Origin of the sequence: Methanoregula sp. (genome assembly GCF_002835825.1) — an archaeon.
Lineage (GTDB): Archaea > Halobacteriota > Methanomicrobia > Methanomicrobiales > Methanospirillaceae > Methanoregula.
Genome location: NZ_PIZH01000387.1, coordinates 1 through 1,960, shown reverse-complemented (window position 1 = coordinate 1,960; position 1,960 = coordinate 1). Strand labels below are relative to the sequence as shown.

The following is a 1,960-nucleotide window of genomic DNA, read 5'->3' as shown; positions in this document are numbered from 1 at the left end:
GAGCGCACGCCGTCGTCATCAAAGGCCCCGATTGCCACGGTCCCATACCCAAGGGCGTAAGCCTGAAGATACAGGTTCTGTGCGGCATGGCCGGCCTCCATGTCCACGTACCGTATTCCGCGACTCCCGTACTTCTGCGTTGTCCGGTTGTAATCCGCAGCAATGATAAAGACGACCGGCGCATTCCGTAACGCGTCCTGCCGCAGGGCGCGTGAATGCAGGTTTTCCCGCACATCCCCTGATACGATCCTCTCAAGTGCATGGGAGCCGGGAAGGTAGTGGTAGACGCCAGCGGAAAGACCGGGCAGATCGCGGCAGGCAACAGAGATCTCCAGCGGGTACAGCGCCCCTGCTGACGGTACTGCCCGGTAGCCGCTCTCGCCCGTGACGCCCTGCATGGCCCAGAGCATCTGCGCGATATCGGCGATGCCGGGAAATGGCCCGTAAAACTCCCGCACCGAACGGCGGCCTGCGATAGCCTTCTCGACCGAAACCGTTCCGATCGTGGAAGGGGCAGGCAGGGGAATGAACGATTGACCGGCCGGCTCTCCTGACGGTGTGGGGAGCACACCCTTCGAAGGATCGTTCACCATGAGGGGCCCGGATAGAACGCCAAGGATCAGGATGCCCGCAATCGTCCCGGCAATGATGACGACGGCCAGTGCCACAGGCACGAACATTCTCATAACCTGACCGATGGCAATGCCGGAACATAAGGGTTTCTGCCATGCCCGGATCCGGAGGGAGATCCGATGACGGACCCGCATCGCAGCTCCGAAACGAACCCGGCTGCCCGGAACTGGTAACGGACAGAGCAGGTCCGGGCACCAAGAGCGGAGCAGGGCCTGCCACACGATTACCCAAAGGCTTCGCGAAAAAAAGGATGGACAGGGTTCTTTACTTCCTGCGCAGGGCAACCAGCGCAAGGCCGATGCCGCCGACAATGACAAGGGCATCCACCGGGGATGCGGGCGTTGGGGTGTCACTCGGCCAGGGAGTTGCGGTCGCAGTCGTCTGCTTTCGTGTCACTTTGATGGATGTTGGTATCGTGGTTGGCGTGGAGGCGGGTGTCGCGGTGGTCGCGGTGGTTTTAACTTCGAGATTTGCCGTATACGACGCGGTAGTGCCATCCTTGATCGTCACGGCCCTGTTCCAGTCAATATAGCCATCTTTTTTCACCATGATCTTATAGACCCCGGCTTCAAGATCATTGATTGTTATCGGCGTTGTTCCCTTACTTTCCCCATCAAGATAGAAGGTAGCACCAGAGGGTGATGAGGCGACCTCAATGCTCCCGACAGCATCTGACGTAACCTTGAAGGAGAGCCCGCACTTCTGTGTGTTATAATTATCCACGACACACACCTGGTACGTATCCAGGCTTTTTCCGGTCAGGTCTAATGTAGCGTTAACCCGGGTTGCCGAAACGTAGGTTGGTGTCTTGGCTGAGGAATTTGAGTAAGCCGAGTTATAGATAAATACACCGGAAATATGGGAAAGCCCCTCCCCGACAATGGAAATTTTTGTGCTGACGTTGTTGGTCCGGCCGCTCGCGGGAGATACCGATGACAAGGAAATTGCCTCACGCTCGATGAATATGTCTACAAGCTTGTTTGACTCGCTGCTATCTGTTTTGTTCCATACGATAAGACTCCAGGTACCAACTGCCAAATCCGATGGAAATGTACAGACAATGGTTGACGCGGTGTTCGATACTATCGGGATATCGCTGATATTTGTTGAGCCTTTCATCAGCTTGACACCCACCGAGGAAACGTCGAGTTCCGTTCCCGAAATCGTAACCGTTGTCGGGGTTCCGGTGTAGCCGTACGTTGGACTGATGGAACTGATTGATGGTCCCGCAGCTACGGGAGCCGCAATGAGAAGCAGGACGAGCAGACTGAGTGCGATGTTGATAGTCTTCATGGAAAAACACCCTCTTATCTTATCAGGGTAAATG

At 56.0% G+C, this 1,960-nt stretch carries 2 protein-coding genes; both read right to left on the bottom strand.

Going from position 1 to position 1,960, the window contains the following annotated elements; all coding sequences use genetic code 11:
- Window positions 1–767, bottom strand: a 767-nt coding sequence (locus tag CW742_RS11380; protein WP_292420480.1) for a SagB/ThcOx family dehydrogenase, incomplete at its 3' end; no start/stop codon positions are given.
- Window positions 768–897: 130 nt separating this feature from the next.
- Window positions 898–1,926: a PEGA domain-containing protein gene (locus CW742_RS11375; protein WP_292420476.1), complete on the bottom strand. Its 1,029-nt coding sequence runs from the start codon at window positions 1,924–1,926 to the stop codon at window positions 898–900.
- Window positions 1,927–1,960 lie beyond the last annotated feature (34 nt).

Bases quoted from the DNA above. Each gene is read 5' to 3' on its own strand.
- CW742_RS11375 (WP_292420476.1), bottom strand. From the start codon at position 1,926: ATGAAGACTATCAACATCGCACTCAGTCTGCTCGTCCTGCTTCTCATT.